This is a genomic window from Enterobacter sp. 01-M-03-SI-ECC, from assembly GCF_047530215.1.
GTDB lineage: Bacteria > Pseudomonadota > Gammaproteobacteria > Enterobacterales > Enterobacteriaceae > Enterobacter > Enterobacter chengduensis.
In genome coordinates, this window is record NZ_JBLKDA010000003.1 from 57,488 (window position 1) to 73,757 (window position 16,270).

Consider the following 16,270-nt stretch of genomic DNA (forward strand, 5'->3'; position numbering starts at 1 on the left):
TTGCTCTCCTTTTGGCTTACAAAGGTTTAAGTATAGAAGGCTGTTCAGATTCTGCGGCGAAGACAGACGAGTCTTAGTCTCCGGGCAGATGATGCGCCAGCGCGTCGAGGAACACGCGCAGCGCGGCAGGCTGGTATTCCCGGGACTGATAAATGCCGTGAATTGCCAGCGGCTTCGGCTCCAGCGCGCCCAGCACAGGCACGAGTAATCCCTGCTCCAGCGCGGCCCGCGCTTCACGCTCCGGCAGCATGGCGATACCGCAGTGCTTAATCGCCGCCTCCATGAGCAGCGACGAGATGCTGGCGCTCAGGTTGCCGCTGACGGCCACGCTCAGGCTTTCGCCGTCCGGCGTCAGGAAATGCCAGGACTGACCGGCAAAAAAGCTGTAGTGCAGGCAGTTGTGCTGGGCTAATTCGTCAGGGCTGACGGGCGTTCCGTGCTGTGCCAGGTAGTCCGGCGAGGCGCAAAGTACCGAGCGACATACTCCCAGGCGACGAGCAATCATGCCCGGCTCCGGGTTATCGGTAATGCGCACGGCGACGTCAATGCGCTCTCCCACCAGGCTGACCGGGTGGTTGTTGACGTCCAGCTCAATGCGCAGCTGCGGGTAGCGCGCGAGCAGAGCGGGCAGCATCGGCGCAATCAGGTGCATGGCGGTAAAGTGTGCGCAGGCTACCCGCAGGGTGCCGGAGGGCAGATCTTTCTCCGACTGGCCTTCAATTTCCTGCGAGATCTGCGAGAGCGTCCGCGTTTTTAGCAGCACCTTTTCCCCTGCCGCGGTCAGCGTCAGCTTGCGCGTGGAGCGATTCACGAGGCGCGTGCCTGCCCACTTCTCCATTTGTTCCAGGTAGCGGCTGACCATCGGTCGTGAGATGCCCAGCGCGCGGGCCGCCGCGCTCAGACTGCCCAGCTCGCATATCCGGTTGTAGACCTGCGCGGCAATAACGCGATCCATAAAAACTCCATCTGCTCGATTTATGAAACTAAGCATGTCTTGTTTCAGGAATTCTGGCAAATGCAATTATCCGTACAATAGAAACATTCCTGAACAACAGAGACAACAGCATGAAACTCACTCACCTTGCCCTGCTTTCCACCCTTTTGACTCCGGCTGTTTTTGCCGCGCCGTTGACCATTGATACCTACAACCCGCAAGAGAAAGGCATTTTCCCGGTCTCCTCCACCCTGGTTTCCGGCCCGAAAGAGGCGGTGCTGTTTGACGCGCAGTTCAGCGTGAAGGATGGCGAAGCGCTGGTAGAGAAAATTCGCCGCAGCGGCAAAACCCTGAATAAGATTGTGATCACCTCCGGCGATCCGGATTTCTATTTTGGCCTGCAGCCGCTGGTGAAAGCGTTCCCGAATGCCAAAGTGGTGGCCACGCAGCACGTGGTGGACCATATTAAGGCCACCAAAGACGCCAAGCTCGCCTTCTGGGGCCCGCAGATGAAGGACGGCGCGCCGACGGAGCTGATTGTCCCGCAGGTCCTCGCATCCACCACGTTTATGGTAGACGGGGAAAAGATCGATATCGAGCAGCCTGACGGCTACGCGGCCTATGTGTGGATCCCGTCAGCAAAAACGATCCTCGGCGGTACGGGGGTAGCCTGGGGGATCCACGTCTGGACGGCTGACACCCAGACGGCAGAAAGCCGTAAGCAGTGGCAGGAAACGCTGGTGAGTATGGAGGCACGCAAACCGGAGCGCGTGATCCCGGGCCACTATCTCGGCACGCCGCCTGCCGGAACGGGCGCGATTGAATTTACTCGCGACTATCTGCAGCGCTTCGACAGCGCCCTGGCCGCGCATAAAGATTCCGCAGCCGTTATCAGCGCCCTGAAAAAACAGTACCCGGGCCTGGCGGACGAGAGCTCGCTGGAATTAAGCGCCAAAGTGAATACCGGCGAAATGAAGTGGTAATTTAAAATCTGCTCCTGCTATATTTCCGCGATAGCAGGAGCCCTGCCGGAATATCCCCCGCCGTTATCCGCCAATATAACCACACCGTTTAAAAGCGCATAAAAGCATGCACTTATGTCATTTTTATTTCTAAGATGAATCTGAGCCACAACCGGGAAAATATTTGCCATTCTGTTTATGAATTCAATTTTTTGCGAGCCGTACCATTAAACAGACAACGACACGGAGGCAGCATGTTTACTTATTACCCGGCTAATACCACAGCAGCACAACCTGAACTCGTTAACGCGATTGCGCAGGGTCTTCACGCCGAGCACGGTGCTGTGACTGAAGATGATATTTTGATGGAGCTGACCAGGTGGGTGGAATCCACAGACAATGCCATCCTCAGTGACATCTACCAGCAGACCATTAACTACGTCGTCAGCGGGCAAAACGCACCCTTGTAAAAACCTGCTAAGCTGGATCTGCAACCTAAGGGGTTACATTTCGTTTGCGTAAGCAAACTGGTCCTTAAAACTATCAACAGGATTGAGGAGTTAATATGAAATCGAACCGTCAGGCACGCCATATTCTGGGACTGAACTACAAGCTTTCAAATCAGCGCAAAGTGGTGATTGAAGGCGACCATGAAACGCAGGTCACTCACGCCACCGGCAGAAAACGCCACGCGGGCAAGTAAGTTCCAGACTGAGATCCAGAACACCATCGGTAACCCCGGTGGTGTTTTTGTTTATGTGTTGCGGTAATTAATATTTAGCTCCTTTATAATACCGCCGGACCGCACCCCATCGCACAGGCCAGAAAGATGACAAACAGCAGTGCCAGGGACGGATCTTCATAAAAAGAGTGAGTGACATGGACAACAAACTGAAAAAACATCGTTCCTTATACATCCCATACGCCGGACCGGTTTTACTCGAATTTCCCCTGCTTAACAAAGGCAGCGCCTTCAGCATGGAAGAGCGCAGCAGCTTTAACCTGCTCGGCCTGCTGCCGGAAGTGGTTGAGACCATTGAAGAACAGGCAGAACGCGCGTGGATCCAGTACCAGGGTTTCAAAACGGAAATCGACAAACACATCTACCTGCGTAACATTCAGGACACCAATGAAACCCTCTTCTACCGCCTGGTGCAGAACCATCTGGAAGAGATGATGCCGGTGATCTACACCCCGACGGTGGGTGCCGCCTGCGAGCGCTTCTCAGAGATCTACCGTCGTTCACGCGGGGTGTTCATCTCCTATCAGAACCGTCATAACATGGACGATATTCTGCAGAACGTGCCTAACCACAACATCAAAGTGATTGTGGTCACCGACGGCGAACGTATTCTCGGCCTCGGCGATCAGGGCATTGGCGGGATGGGGATCCCCATCGGTAAACTCTCTCTCTATACCGCCTGCGGCGGCATCAGCCCGGCCTATACCCTGCCGGTGGTGCTGGACGTCGGGACCAACAACCAGCAGTTGCTCAACGATCCGCTCTATATGGGCTGGCGTCATCCGCGCATTACCGACGACGAGTATTATCAGTTTGTCGACGATTTCATCCAGGCCGTGAAGCACCGCTGGCCGGACGTGCTGTTGCAGTTTGAAGACTTTGCGCAGAAAAACGCGATGCCGCTGCTGAACCGCTATCGCGATGAGATCTGCTCCTTTAACGACGATATTCAGGGCACCGCAGCCGTGACGGTAGGTACGCTTATCGCCGCCAGCCGCGCGGCAGGCAGCCAGCTGAGCTACCAGAAAATCGTTTTCCTGGGCGCGGGCTCCGCGGGCTGCGGAATCGCCGAGCAGATTATCGCCCAGACGCAGCGTGAAGGCTTAAGCGAAGAGCTGGCCCGCTCCCGCGTCTTCATGGTGGACCGTTTTGGCCTGCTGACCGACGGCATGCCGAACCTGCTGCCGTTCCAGAATAAGCTGGTGCAGAAACGCGAAAACCTGAAAAACTGGGATACCGACAACGAAGTCCTCTCCCTGCTGGACGTGGTGCGTAACGTCAAGCCGGATATTCTGATCGGCGTGTCCGGGCAAACCGGTCTCTTCACCGAAGAGATCATTCGCGAGATGCACAAGCACTGCGAGCGCCCTATCGTGATGCCGCTGTCTAACCCGACCTCCCGCGTGGAGGCGACGCCGCAGGACATCATCGCCTGGACCGAAGGCAACGCGCTGGTTGCCACCGGCAGCCCGTTCGATCCGGTGGTCTGGAAGGACAAAACCTATCCGATTGCCCAGTGCAACAACTCCTATATCTTCCCGGGCATTGGTCTGGGGGTGATCGCCTCCGGCGCGTCCCGCATTACCGATGAAATGCTGATGTCGGCGAGCGAAACCCTGGCGGGCCACTCGCCGCTGGTCAACGATGGCGAAGGTCTGGTTCTGCCTGAGCTGAAGGATATTCATAAGGTGTCGCGCGCTATCGCGTTTGCGGTGGGTAAAATGGCGCAACAGCAGGGCGTGGCGGTGAAAACCTCTGCCGACGCGCTGCAGCAAGCCATCGACGACAACTTCTGGAAGCCTGAATACCGCAGCTATCGCCGTACTTCGATTTAATTCTGCGCTCAAACTGCCCGGTGGCGCTTCGCTTACCGGGCCTACGGGCCAGGAGTTTACCCTCTTCCTGTAGTTGAGGGTAACAAACCGCAGCATCGAATACCTACTAGCCAAACCTCCTTTCCCCCGCTACACTGCTTTCATCCATTAACCCACTGAATATATAAGGAGGCCAATTATGCTGTACTGTGAAATTTTCAATGTTTCACATACATTTGGTGATCGCACCAGCTCAAGCGTTATCGGTATCGTGCTGCGATAACTTCTGCTTGAGCGAAGACACCAACCCCTGAAATCCCTTCTCTCGGGCTTACTGAGTTATCGTCAGCGATGTTTGACGAGGCATAAACATGCCTGTAACTCTTGGGTAAGCAACAATGAGCACTTTACTCACTGCACAATCTTTACGCGTTGATACGGCGTTTGGCACGCTTTTCGACTCCCTCTCCTTTACGCTGAAAAAAGGCGACCGCATTGGCCTGCTGGGCGATAACGGCTGCGGAAAAAGTACGCTGCTAAAGGTGCTGGACGGCACCGATTCCCCTGCTGCCGGTACGGTAGCGCTGGCCGGGCACTGCCTGATGGCCCGCGTGGAGCAGCATCTCCCGGACGACATTTTCCCGCTGACCATGCTCGATGCCGTGCTCGCACAGCTGCCCTTAGCCGAGCGCGAAAGCCTGCGCTGGAAAGCCGAAACGCTGCTGGCGGGCATGGGCTTCACGCCGCAGGATATGATGCTGCAATCCGCCACGCTGAGCGGCGGGCAGCACACCCGCCTGCTGCTGGCGCGGGCCCTGATTCACGAGCCGGACCTGCTCCTGCTCGATGAACCCAGCAACCACCTTGATTTGCCGACCATGCTCTGGCTGGAACACTTTTTACTGAGCTGGTCAGGCAGCTTCGTGCTGGTCTCGCATGACCGACAGCTGCTGGACGCCGTCACTAACGGCAGCTGGATCCTGCGCGATAAAACGCTGCACTACTTTGCCCTTCCCTGTACGGCCGCGCGCCGGGCGCTTGAGGCAAAAGATGAAAGCGATGCCCAGCGCCACAGGGCGGAACAAAAGGAGATCGACCGCGTGACCGCCAGCGCGAAGCGGCTGGCAACCTGGGGCAAGGTTTACGACAACGAAGACCTGGCCCGCAAGGCCAAACAGATGGAAAAACAGGTCGAACGGCTGAAAGAGAGCCAGACCGCGCTGACGGCGGGCAGTCCGTGGACGTTAACCCTGCGCGGCGATGCGCTGCGGGCCGACCGTCTGCTGGAGATGGAAAACCTCAGCGTCCCGCCTGCGCCCGGGCTACCGCCGCTGTTTAACATCGACGTGGCGCGGTTGAAAAGCGGCGATCGCGTGGCGATTGTCGGTCGTAACGGCTGCGGCAAATCGTCGCTGATGAAGCTTATCTGGCGCTGTTTTTGCGATGAGCAGAGCGACGCGGGGCTGAAAATCCATCCGCGCGTGTCGCCCGGCTACTACGACCAGACGCTTCATCAGCTTGCGGACAACGCCACGCTGCTCGACGCGCTGGAGCCGTTCGCACCGGATCCGCAGCACCGCAAAATGGCCTTGATAAGCGCGGGTTTCCCGTGGGCGCGTCACGGGCAGACGGTCAGCACGCTCAGCGGCGGCGAGCGCTCGCGCCTGCTGTTCGTGGGCCTGACGCTCGCCCGCTATAGCCTGCTGATGCTGGATGAGCCAACCAACCATCTCGACATGGAAGGCAAAGAGGCGCTGGCGCAAACCCTTCAACAGTTCGAAGGCGGCGTATTGCTGGTCAGCCATGACCGTCAGTTAATTAGCCAAAGCTGCAACCGTTTCTGGCTGATTGAAGAAGGGACGCTGAGCGAGTGGCACGATGCCCAGGCGGTGTTTGAGCGCCTGCGGGAAAGCGCGGGGCTGGTGACATCCGCGGCACCTGATGTCGCTGCGGCGACGGTGCAATCCTCGCCGTATGACGATCTGCTCGAAAGGCTGGTCGCGCTGGAAACGCTGCTGGCAGACGATCTGGCGCGCAAGCCGAAGCATCAAAAGCCGCAGCTGCAGGCCCAATGGCGTAAAGAGATTGAGGAGATAGAAGCACAGCTGTAATGCTGCGCCCGGCGAGCATCTCGTCGGGCCAGTATTTTCCCCCTTAATTATTAGAGGAACGCCGTATTCTTAATCTGAAATCGCATTAAATGATGACATTATGTTGCGATCGCCTTGCATTACCGCGCTAAAGAATTAATCCTTGAGGAGTATTACACCTGCTGTGCAGATACTCATCATGAACAAGGAGATACACATGAAGGCTGCTGTTGTTACTCAGGATCATCAGGTTAACGTCACCGAAAAAACCTTACGTCCGCTCAAGCACGGTGAAGCCCTGCTTAAGATGGAATGCTGTGGCGTATGCCATACCGATCTCCACGTGAAGAACGGGGATTTCGGCGATAAAACCGGCGTGATCCTCGGCCATGAAGGGATTGGCATCGTGAAAGAAATCGGCCCTGGCGTGAAGTCGTTGAAGGTTGGCGACCGCGCAAGCGTAGCCTGGTTCTTTGAAGGCTGTGGTCACTGCGAATACTGTAATAGCGGTAATGAAACCCTCTGCCGTGACGTGAAAAATGCCGGTTACTCGGTAGATGGCGGCATGGCGGAAGAGTGCATCGTTACCGCAGATTACGCGGTAAAAGTGCCGGACGGTCTGGATTCGGCGGCAGCCAGCAGCATCACCTGCGCGGGCGTGACCACCTACAAAGCGGTGAAAGTATCGGGTATTAAACCTGGCCAGTGGATTGCCATTTATGGTCTGGGCGGGCTGGGCAACCTCGCACTGCAGTACGCTAAAAACGTCTTTAATGCCAAAGTTATCGCCCTTGACGTTAATGACGAGCAGCTGAAGCTGGCTGCCAGCATGGGGGCTGATTTAACCATCAACTCCCGCAGCGAAGATGCCGCGAAAATTGTGCAGGAAAAAACCGGCGGCGCGCATGCCGCGGTCGTCACTGCCGTCGCAAAAGCGGCCTTCAACTCCGCCGTTGACGCCGTGCGTGCCGGTGGCCGCGTGGTCGCGGTTGGCCTGCCGCCGGAAGCGATGAGCCTCGATATTCCGCGTCTGGTGCTGGACGGCATTCAGGTGGTAGGTTCGCTGGTCGGCACCCGTCAGGACCTGCAGGAAGCGTTCCAGTTCGCTGCGGAAGGCAAGGTCGTGCCGAAGGTGACGATGCGTCCTATCGAGGACATCAACGCCATCTTTAAAGAGATGGAACAGGGCCAGATCCGTGGGCGTATGGTAATCGACCTGCGTTCATAAACGCCTACCGTCCATGACCGCTCCGCGCTGGGGCGGTTTTTTTATAGCCATTTTCCGGCAATCCTTATCTTAATTCCTTTGTTCCCTTGTTTTCCCCTGCGCCCGATGATGAATCCGACGCTAACAAGAAGATAACAAAGGAATTCACCATGCCAACCCCATTTCGTCTGCCGCTGCTGACGGCGTTGATTATGACGACAACCGCAGCCTGGTCCGCGGATGCACCGGTTAAAGGCGGCACGCTGATTTATCTGGAGCAACAGGCGCACACCAACCTCTATCCGCCTGCCGGTGGCTTCTACCCGAACGGCGGCATTTTGAATCAAATCACCGACAAACTGACATGGCAGAACCCAAAGACGCTGCAGGTGGAGCCGTGGGTGGCCGAAAGCTGGACCACCAACGCCGATAAAACCGAATACACCTTTAAAATTCGCCCGGGGATCACCTTCTCCGACGGCACGCCGCTGGACGCCAGCGCCGTGGCGAAAAACTTTGATACCTACGGCTTAGGCAATAAGGCGCAGCGTCTGCCGGTGTCAGAAGTGATCAATAACTACGATCGCAGTGAAGTGGTCGACCCGCTGACCGTAAAGTTCTACTTTAAAAAGCCGTCACCGGGGTTCCTGCAAGGCACCGCCACCATCGGCTCGGGCCTGGTCTCGCTCAGCACGCTGAAGCGCAACTTCGAAGAGCTGGGTGATGCCCGGCATATCATCGGCTCCGGCCCGTTCGTGGTGAAGGACGAAAAGCTGGGTCGTGAAGTGACGCTGGAAGCGCGCAAAGACTATCAGTGGGGACCCAAAAATCTGGCGCAGCAGGGGCCGGCCAATCTCGACGGCATCAAGTTTATCGTGACCCAGGAAGACAGCGTGCGCGTCGGCGCCCTGCTGGCCGGTCAGGCGGATTTTATTCGTCAGGTGCAAGCGTATGACGAAAAGCAGGCCACCGATCGGGGCTATAAAATCTACGCTGCCCCAACGCGCGGGGTGAACGACAGCATTAGCTTCCGCCCGGATAACCCGCTGGTCTCCGATATTCGCGTGCGCCAGGCGCTGCTGCATGCCACCAATGCAAAACAGGTCGTCGAGACCCTCTTCTCGGCCAACTATCCGCAGGCGAAGTCGGTGATTGCCGATTCCGCCGCAGGCTTTGTCGACCTCAGCGACAAACTGGCCTTTGACCCGGCAAAAGCCAACCAGCTGCTGGACGAGGCGGGCTGGAAAGCGGGCAGCGACGGGATCCGCGCGAAAGACGGCCAGCAACTTGCGCTGACGGTGTATGAGTCCTTGCCGCAGCCGCAGAACAAAGAGGTACTGCAGCTGGTTGCCCAGCAGTGGCGACAGGTGGGCGTGGCGCTGAGCGTCAAGGCCGGCGACGCAGGCAGCCGCACGCTGGATAACCTTGACCCGCTGAAAACCCCGCTTACCGTCTCCGAAGTGGGACGCGCCGATCCGGACGTGGTCAAAAGCATGTTCTACCCCGCTAACCGAGACGCGCTGCTGCAAAAGGGCGGTTCCAGCGACAAGGTTAAAAACTTCCGTGACGACAAGCTGAATGCCCTGCTGGTGAACATTTCTGCCGAAGTCGATCCGCAAAAACGCCTCCAGCTGACGGGTGACGCCCAGCGCTACCTGCTGGATAACGCCTACGTCATTCCGATTTTCGAGGAGCCGCAGGTCTTTGCCGGCGCGCCGTGGCTTAAGGGCGTCAATTTTGAAGCGGTAGGCCGCCCGTCATTCTACGGCGCGTGGATTGAGAAACACTGAGGAGCTGACGATGCGCCACGCACTTCTTCAACGCTTTGGGCACGGGCTGCTGGTGCTGTGGGCCGCCTTCACCCTCTCGTTCGTGTTGCTCCAGGTGCTGCCTGGCGACGCGGTGCTGATTAAATTTCAGAACCCGGACCTGGGCTTAAGCCCGGCGCAAATCGAGGAGATGCGCGTGGCCTACGGCGCGGACAGCCCGCTGTGGCTGCAATATGGCCATACGCTGCTCGCGATGCTGCGCGGGGATTTCGGCTATTCGTTGCAGGCAGGCGTACCGGTCAGCGAGCTGATTGCCAGCAATCTGCCGGATACCCTGAGCCTTGCCCTGCCCGCGTTTGTACTCGCGGTCCTGCTGGCGTTTGCGATCGCCTTTGCGTCGCGTCTGCCGGGCCTGCGCTGGCTGAGCAATACCCTCCAGTCTCTGCCGGTCCTGTTTATCTCCTTACCGACGTTCTGGCTGGGGATTGCCCTCATCCAGCTCTTCTCTTTTCAGCTGCGGCTGATCCCGGTGATTAACCCAACGCCGCTGCAGGGGCTGATCCTGCCAATCGTGACCGTCGCGATCCCCATTTCCGCCCCGCTGGCGCAAATTCTGATGCGCAGTCTGGACCAGGTGACGACGCAGCCGTTTGTCGCCGTGGCACGGGCCAAAGGGCTGAGTGAAACCGCCGTCCTGTGGCGTCACGTCACCGGCAACGCCCTGCTGCCGGTCCTGAACATTGCCGGGCTGCTGCTGGGCGAGCTGATAGCCGGGGCGCTGATTACGGAAACCGTTTTTGGCCGCAGCGGGCTCGGGCAGCTGACCCAGCAGGCGGTGAATAACCAGGATATCGCCGTGCTTCAGGCGGTGGTGATGATTTCCGCCCTCGGTTTTGTCCTGATCAATCTGCTGGTGGATCTGCTGATGCCGCTGCTGGATCCCCGTCTGCAAACCGTTACCGGAGGTGCATCATGAGCCTGGTCGATTACGCTGCCGCCGCGCGAAAACGCGTTCCGGCGTGGCGGGGAATAGCATGGCAGCCGGGACTGTGGCTGGCATGGACGGTGATTATTCTCGCCGTTTTTGCCGCCGTGGCGCCCGGCCTGTTAACCCACTTCAGCCCGATTGAGGGTATTGCTGGCGCACAGCGTCTGGCACCGCAGGCGGGCTACTGGCTCGGCACCGATCAGCTTGGCCGCGACGTTTATACGCGCATTGTGTATGGCGCGTCACACTCGCTGAGCGCGGCACTCGCTGCCGTCGCGATGGGGCTGGTGGTGGGCACCGGTCTGGGGGTCACCGCCGGCGCGTTCGCCGGACGCGTCGAGTCTCTGCTGATGCGTTTCGTCGACGTGCTGCTTTCCATCCCGTCACTGCTTCTGTCGCTGACGGTGATTATTCTTCTCGGGTTTGGCACCGTTAACGCCGCGATTGCCGTTGGCGTCGCCTCCATTGCCAGCTTCGCCCGCCTCGCGCGCGGCGAGGTCGTGCGCATCCGCCACACGGATTATGTTGAAGCGGCGTTTGGCAGCGGCGGGACGTTTTTCGCCGTGCTGTGGCGACACATCCTGCCCAACGCCTTAACCGCCGTCGTCGCCTTTGCCACGCTGCAGTTTGGTCAGGCGATCCTGGCGCTCTCTACGCTGAGCTTTCTCGGCTATGGCACTCCGCCGCCCGTACCGGAGTGGGGCATACTCATCGCCGAAGGCCGTAACTATCTCTCTACCGCCTGGTGGCTAACCACCTTCCCCGGCGTGGTGGTCATCGCCGTGGTGCTGGCCACCAACCGTATCAGCCAGCAGTTCAGCGGAGGCCTGAAATGACCGTACTCTCGGTAGAAAACCTGACCATTAGCTACCGTACCGCCCGCCAGTGGCGCGAGGTGGTGCATAACGTGAGCTTCACCCTCAGGCGTGGGGAAATGCTGGCCTTTGTTGGCGAATCCGGATCCGGCAAAACGACCACGGCGCAGGCGATCATTGGTCTGCTGGCCGATAACGCACGGCGCGACGCGGGAAAAATCGTCCTCAACGGCGAGGAGATCGGCCGGTGGTCCGCTAAACGTCTTGATACCCTGCGCGGGGCGCGGATCAGCCTGGTTCCGCAGGATCCGGGTAATTCCCTCAACCCGGTGAAGACCATCGGCGCTCAGGTCGGTGAAATTATTCAGCTGCACCAGAAGGTGACCCGCGCCCAGCGGGATGAGCAGGTGCTCGCCCTGCTGACAAAGGTTGGCCTGAGCCACCCTGAACAGCGCATGACGCAGTACCCGCATCAGCTCTCCGGCGGCATGAAACAGCGCGTGCTGATTGCTATCGCCATTGCCCTGCGCCCGGACGTCATCATTGCAGACGAGCCCACCAGCGCGCTGGACGTGACGGTGCAAAAACGTATTCTTGACCTGCTGGATATCCTGCGCCGGGAATCGGGAACCGCCGTTCTGTTTGTCACCCACGATCTGGCGCTGGCCGCACAGCGCGCCGACAGGCTGCTGGTTTTTCGCGATGGCGAGATTCAGGAGCACGGCAACACTGCCGATATCGTCCGCACGCCGCAGCATGCCTACACCCGTCAGCTGTTAAGCGACCTCCAGGGCCAGCGCCTGACCATTGCCCCGGTAGCAGGTCTGCCGCTCGCGTCCCCGGCCATTCGCGCTCGCGCCATCAGCAAACACTTCTCACTCGGCAAAGGCCATCAGCTTCAGGCACTGGATCATGTGACGTTTGACGTCAGGCGCGGCAGCACGCATGCGCTGGTGGGGGAATCCGGCTCCGGGAAAACCACCCTCGCCCGTATTTTGCTGGGTTTTGAACAGGCCGACAGCGGGCAGGCGATCATTGATGATATTGATGCCACCGCGCTCAGCCGCGAGGCCCGTCGTCAGCTGCGCCAGAAGATCCAGTTTGTTTACCAGAACCCCTTTGCCTCGCTCGACCCGCGTCAGACGCTGTTTGACATCATCGAAGAGCCGCTGAAGAATTTTTCTCGTCTCGCGAAGGCGGAGCGCAAGATCCGGGTGGAAACCGTGGCGCAGCGGGTTGCCCTGCCCGTCGAGCTCCTGAGCCGCACCGCCCGGGAGCTTTCAGGCGGACAGCGTCAGCGCGTGGCCATCGCCAGGGCGCTGATCCTGGAGCCGACCATTCTGGTGCTGGACGAAGCCACCTCCGCGCTGGACGTCACCGTCCAGGCGCAGATCCTGGCGCTGCTTCAGCAGCTGCAGCAGCAGCTGGGATTAACCTACCTGTTCATCACGCACGATCTGTCTACCGTCCGCCGGATCGCCCACAGCGTCACGGTGCTGCGCAGCGGTCAGGTGGTCGAACACGGTAACGTCGAAACCTTATTCACGTCGCCGCAGAACGACTATACCCGCGAGCTGATTGACGCCATTCCCCATTTTTCACCCGCTAAGGAGGAGTTCGCATGACGCGAAAACGCCTGGGATTTTTCACCCGCCTGCTCGACGACGCCACGCCGAAGGAGCGCTATCGCCTGGCAACTGAGCAAATCCGCCACGCCGAACGCCACGGTTTTGACAGCGCCTGGATTGCGCAGCACCACTTTCATGAAAGTGAAGGCGGCCTGCCGTCGCCGCTGCTGTTTCTGGCGCACGTAGCCGCGCATACCGAAACCATCCGCCTGGGAACGGCCATCATTACCCTGCCGATGGAAAATCCGCTGCGCGTGGCGGAAGATGCCGCCGTGCTGGATTTACTCGCCAATGGACGGCTTGAAGTTGGTTTTGGTTCCGGCGGCACGCCGACCTCATTCCTGCCGTTTGGCCTGACCTTTGAACAGCGCGGCGCGGCCTTTGCTGACCATCTGCATGCGATCCAAAGCGCCTGGCGCGGGGATTCGCTCACCCATCCGGATAATCACCTTTACCCGCCTGCGCCACAGCTGGCCGACCGTATCTGGATTGCTACCTTCTCTGTTGACGGTGCGGTTCGCGCCGCGCGGGCTGGACACGGTTTGATGCTCTCCCGCACGCAGCCGCGCCCGGCAGACCAGCTGGATCTCACGCTCGACGCGATCCAGAACCCGATTGTGGATGCCTACCTTGAGGCACTGCCCGCCGGTATCGCACCGCGCATTCTGGCCTCCCGTACGGCGTTCGTCGCAGACAGCGATGACTATGCGCTTAAGGTCGCCACGCCGGGTCTCGCCAGGCAGGCCCAGCAGCATCGCGCAGCCGGACACGTGGTTAAAGGTGACACTGTCACAGATTTTCGTCGCCAGTTCGACGCCCATATCGGTTCGCCCGAGACGGTGCTGCGTTCGCTGCAGGCCGATTCCGTTCTCCGGCGCGCCACGGATATCTCATTCCAGGTCCATTCGGTCAAACCCGCGCATCGGGACACGCTGCGGTCCATCGAACTGATCGCCGAACATATTGCCCCCCATATCCATTGAGGAGATACCTATGTCATTAAGTCAGGACATTCTCGCCGAGCTGGCGGAAATTAAACCCGGTTCCCCTCTGGCAGAGGCGCGCGCTACGCGTGATGCCGCCACGCGCCACGCGCAGGGCAGCTACGAAATCTTATTTACCCAGCAGGATAGCGATTTTGCGCTGGACGAGCGCTTCGCCGTGGCGGCAAAAGTCGCCAGGTGGCACAGCGCGGAGGCGCTGGCCGCGCACTATGCGGGGTTTGGCCTGGCCGACCCTACCTCAGCACGCCTGACCCCGGCGCTGAACTTCGCGCGGCTGCTAACGTTCTCCCCCGTCGAAGCGACGCCGGCGTCGTTAAAGGCGTTGACCCAGGCAGGATGGAGCAAGGAAGGCATTGTTACCCTGGCGCAGCTCATCGCGTTTGTGAGCTTCCAGAGCAGACTGATTGCCGGACTGCGTCTGCTGAACGACAGGCCCGTCGCCAAAAGCGATGCGCCGGTAGCGGCGGGCGTCTGGCACACGACAGCAACCACAGCTACCGGAAAGGCGGCTCCGGTCGCGTTTACCCAGCAGGAGCTGGGCTGGGAGCCGTGGATCGCCGCCAAACCGCTGGCGGATTTCCGTGACGACGAGGTGGCGATTCTGGCGAAGTTTGGCCATACCGATTCCGACTATTTCCGTCTGCTGGGGCGCAATCTGCCGGTGCTTGAACAGCGTACGCTGACCGATAAAGGGATTTTTTATACAGCGGGGGGACTGCCGCGAGCCGAGCGCGAGCTGGCGGCAACGGTCGCCAGTAAAATTAACGGCTGCATTTACTGCGCATCTGTCCATGCGCGTAAAGCCAGCCAGCTGTCAAAGGATGATGCAGCGGTAGAGGCCCTGCTGGCCGTGCGTCCGGGGCAATCCCTGAGCGAGGGGCAGTCTGCACGCTGGCAGACGGAAATCAACTTTGCGGCGGCGCTGTCCGTTACCCCGCCTGCCGCCACGCCGCTGCACCTCGCCGCGCTGGAAAAAGAGGGGCTGGATACCTTAGCCCAGCTTGACCTGGTGCAGTCCGCCGCGTTCTTCGCGTGGGCTAACCGCCTGATGCTGACCCTGGGCGAGCCCTGGCTTGCCTGAATGAAGTCAGGCTAGCGCGCGAGCGTTAGCCTGAGCCCGTCGGGCACGCAGGTAACCGTAGATCAACAGCGCGCTCATGGCCGAGAACGAGAGTATCGCCGCAGGCAGCGTGACGTAGCGCCAGCTAAAGCCAAGGGTAATCATCATCCCGCCAAAGTACGCCCCGATCGCGCTGCCGAGATTAAACGCCATCTGCCCCCCGGCCGCCCCCAGCATCTCGCCGCCCTTCGCGTTTTGCAGCAGCAGGATCTGCAGCGGCGCAGAGAGCGCGAACAGCCCGGCACAGCAGATAAAGCCCATGACCAGCGAGGCCGTTTTCAGTTCGCCAAAGGTAAAAAGCAGCAGAAGCGAGGCAACAATCACCATGTCGGTGGTGGCCGCAATGCGCAGCGGGCTGAAGCGACCGGAAAGTTTACCGCTAAACAGGTTGCCCAACACCATGCCAAGGCCCATCAGCATCATGATAGCGGTCATCACCCCTTCCGAAAAACCGGAAACGTTAACCATAAACGGCTTAACGAAGCTGAACCACGCGAACACCCCGGCGTTGCCAAACAGGGTGGCGGCAAAAATCAGCCACGGCTCCGGTTTCTTCAAAAAGTGGAATTGCTCGGTCAATTTGATTTTTGATGTGTCGCGGATGTCCGGCACCCAGAGCAGGACTGAGAGGATCACCAGCGCGTCAAACACGGCAATCAGGAAAAAGGTATAACGCCAGCTGAACTGGTGCCCCAGCCAGGTGCCCAGCGGGACGCCCAGCAGGTTAGCCACGGTCATCCCGGCAATCATCCCGGCTACCGCAACGGTCACCCTCCCGGGTGGCGCTATTTTAGACAGGATAATGGCCCCGACGCCAAAAATGGCTCCGTGCGGAAAGCCGGAAATCAGCCTCCCCATCGCCAGCCAGAAATACGATGTTGAAAACGTAAACAGGGCGTTCCCGACCGCGCACATGGCGACCAAAAACAGCAGCGTCGTTTTTAACGAGAACTTTCCGGAGAACAGCGCCACTATCGGGGCGCCAATGACCACGCCGAACGCATAAAACGAGATCATATTCCCGGCGGCGGGAATCGAAATACCGGCGTCACGCGCCAGCTCGGTGAGCACGCCCATAATGCCAAATTCAGCCATTCCGAGGCCAAACGTGCCCAGCGCCAACGAAAAGATTGTTTTTTTCATTCCTCAACCACTGTTTATCACTCGCGACGGGCATTATTGAATAATCTTGTATGG

14 protein-coding genes are annotated in these 16,270 nt (G+C 59.1%); 12 read left to right on the top strand and 2 right to left on the bottom strand.

The features are described from left to right. Nucleotides 1-73: 73 nt before the first annotated feature. Nucleotides 74-955, bottom strand: coding sequence for a LysR family transcriptional regulator (locus ACMWKK_RS03885; RefSeq protein WP_112780198.1), 882 nt, complete (start codon nucleotides 953-955; stop codon nucleotides 74-76). A gap of 110 nt (nucleotides 956-1,065) precedes the next feature. Here ACMWKK_RS03885 and ACMWKK_RS03890 point away from each other — a divergent pair, with 110 nt between their 5' ends. The 12 genes from ACMWKK_RS03890 to ACMWKK_RS03945 all read left to right on the top strand — a co-directional run bounded on the left by ACMWKK_RS03890 (nucleotide 1,066) and on the right by ACMWKK_RS03945 (nucleotide 15,034). Further along, on the top strand, nucleotides 1,066-1,917 hold the full coding sequence (locus tag ACMWKK_RS03890) for a Vmh family MBL fold metallo-hydrolase (RefSeq protein ID WP_112780197.1): 852 nt from the start codon (nucleotides 1,066-1,068) through the stop codon (nucleotides 1,915-1,917). A 233-nt stretch (nucleotides 1,918-2,150) separates the two neighbouring features. Then, nucleotides 2,151-2,366 (top strand): biofilm-dependent modulation protein, encoded by a 216-nt coding sequence (bdm, locus tag ACMWKK_RS03895; protein ID WP_045326433.1) that lies wholly within the window; start codon nucleotides 2,151-2,153, stop codon nucleotides 2,364-2,366. Nucleotides 2,367-2,461: 95 nt separating this feature from the next. After that, nucleotides 2,462-2,599, top strand: coding sequence for a stationary-phase-induced ribosome-associated protein (gene sra / locus ACMWKK_RS03900; protein ID WP_008501714.1), 138 nt, complete (start codon nucleotides 2,462-2,464; stop codon nucleotides 2,597-2,599). Between the two features lie 176 nt (nucleotides 2,600-2,775). Further along, nucleotides 2,776-4,473, top strand: a complete 1,698-nt coding sequence (locus ACMWKK_RS03905) for an NAD-dependent malic enzyme (protein ID WP_045326435.1) — start codon at nucleotides 2,776-2,778, stop codon at nucleotides 4,471-4,473. Nucleotides 4,474-4,850: 377 nt separating this feature from the next. Beyond that, nucleotides 4,851-6,563 (top strand): ABC-F family ATP-binding cassette domain-containing protein, encoded by a 1,713-nt coding sequence (locus ACMWKK_RS03910; RefSeq protein WP_045326440.1) that lies wholly within the window; start codon nucleotides 4,851-4,853, stop codon nucleotides 6,561-6,563. Nucleotides 6,564-6,759: 196 nt separating this feature from the next. Continuing rightward, nucleotides 6,760-7,770, top strand: a complete 1,011-nt coding sequence (gene adhP / locus ACMWKK_RS03915; protein ID WP_045326441.1) for an alcohol dehydrogenase AdhP — start codon at nucleotides 6,760-6,762, stop codon at nucleotides 7,768-7,770. A 149-nt stretch (nucleotides 7,771-7,919) separates the two neighbouring features. Beyond that, nucleotides 7,920-9,539 carry a TIGR04028 family ABC transporter substrate-binding protein gene (locus ACMWKK_RS03920; RefSeq protein WP_112780196.1) on the top strand — a complete coding sequence of 540 codons (1,620 nt, stop codon included), beginning with the start codon at nucleotides 7,920-7,922 and terminating at the stop codon, nucleotides 9,537-9,539. Between the two features lie 10 nt (nucleotides 9,540-9,549). After that, the gene (locus ACMWKK_RS03925; RefSeq protein WP_112780195.1) at nucleotides 9,550-10,494 is read left to right on the top strand and encodes an ABC transporter permease; all 945 of its coding nucleotides are present in this window, start codon (nucleotides 9,550-9,552) and stop codon (nucleotides 10,492-10,494) included. Further along, nucleotides 10,491-11,342: an ABC transporter permease gene (locus tag ACMWKK_RS03930; RefSeq protein WP_112780194.1), complete on the top strand. Its 852-nt coding sequence runs from the start codon at nucleotides 10,491-10,493 to the stop codon at nucleotides 11,340-11,342. Before ACMWKK_RS03925 ends, ACMWKK_RS03930 begins: the two co-directional genes overlap by 4 nt. Continuing rightward, nucleotides 11,339-12,946: a dipeptide ABC transporter ATP-binding protein gene (locus ACMWKK_RS03935; protein WP_112780193.1), complete on the top strand. Its 1,608-nt coding sequence runs from the start codon at nucleotides 11,339-11,341 to the stop codon at nucleotides 12,944-12,946. The genes ACMWKK_RS03930 and ACMWKK_RS03935 overlap by 4 nt, the downstream gene beginning before the upstream one ends. Then, nucleotides 12,943-13,932 (top strand): putative FMN-dependent luciferase-like monooxygenase, encoded by a 990-nt coding sequence (locus ACMWKK_RS03940; protein WP_112780192.1) that lies wholly within the window; start codon nucleotides 12,943-12,945, stop codon nucleotides 13,930-13,932. Before ACMWKK_RS03935 ends, ACMWKK_RS03940 begins: the two co-directional genes overlap by 4 nt. A 10-nt stretch (nucleotides 13,933-13,942) precedes the next feature. Continuing rightward, nucleotides 13,943-15,034, top strand: coding sequence for an alkylhydroperoxidase domain protein (locus tag ACMWKK_RS03945; protein ID WP_112780191.1), 1,092 nt, complete (start codon nucleotides 13,943-13,945; stop codon nucleotides 15,032-15,034). Nucleotides 15,035-15,040: 6 nt separating this feature from the next. Here ACMWKK_RS03945 and araJ read toward each other — a convergent pair whose 3' ends face one another. Beyond that, nucleotides 15,041-16,216 carry an MFS transporter AraJ gene (gene araJ, locus ACMWKK_RS03950; protein ID WP_112780190.1) on the bottom strand — a complete coding sequence of 392 codons (1,176 nt, stop codon included), beginning with the start codon at nucleotides 16,214-16,216 and terminating at the stop codon, nucleotides 15,041-15,043. Nucleotides 16,217-16,270: the final 54 nt, after the last annotated feature.